We start from the raw sequence: 717 nt of genomic DNA, 5'->3' as shown, positions 1-717 counted from the left end.
CTCCCACAGGGATTTGTGTCGTACACAATTTTTGAGTTCCACCCGAAACCCGTGGGAGCTGGCTTGCCAGCGATGAGGCCATAACAGGCAACACAACAATCAGCATCTGTACCCGAGCACTTAACGCGCTGCCTGCCTGGCAACGCGGTTCCATAAAAACAACAGCGAGGTGAAAGCATGTCTGGCAATCGTGGTGTGGTGTATCTCGGCGCTGGCAAGGTCGAAGTACAGAAAATCGACTATCCGAAAATGCAGGACCCGCGCGGCAGGAAGATCGAACACGGGGTGATCCTGCGTGTGGTGTCCACCAACATTTGTGGCTCCGACCAGCACATGGTGCGCGGCCGGACCACGGCGCAGACCGGTCTGGTGCTGGGCCATGAAATCACTGGCGAAGTGATCGAGAAGGGTTCCGACGTCGAGAACCTGAAAATCGGCGACCTGGTCTCCGTACCGTTCAACGTGGCTTGCGGGCGCTGCCGTTCCTGCAAGGAGCAACACACTGGCGTCTGCCTGACCGTCAACCCGGCCCGCGCCGGCGGTGCTTACGGTTATGTCGACATGGGCGACTGGACCGGCGGTCAGGCTGAATACGTGCTGGTGCCGTACGCCGACTTCAACCTGCTGAAACTGCCGGATCGCGACAAGGCCATGGAGAAAATCCGCGACCTGACCTGCCTCTCCGACATTCTGCCGACCGGCTATCACGGTGCGGTA

At 59.3% G+C, this 717-nt stretch carries 1 protein-coding gene; it reads left to right on the top strand.

Features of this window, described 5'->3' with window-relative positions; genetic code table 11:
- Positions 1–177: 177 nt before the first annotated feature.
- On the top strand, positions 178–717 hold a 540-nt coding region (locus HT737_RS13055), incomplete at its 3' end, for an alcohol dehydrogenase catalytic domain-containing protein (RefSeq protein WP_182402787.1).

This window comes from Pseudomonas sp. MD195_PC81_125, from assembly GCF_014060985.1.
In the GTDB taxonomy this organism is placed as follows: Bacteria; Pseudomonadota; Gammaproteobacteria; order Pseudomonadales; family Pseudomonadaceae; genus Aquipseudomonas; species Aquipseudomonas parakoreensis.
Note: the sequence above shows the minus strand (reverse complement) of the source record. Positions and strands in the feature narration are given on the sequence as shown.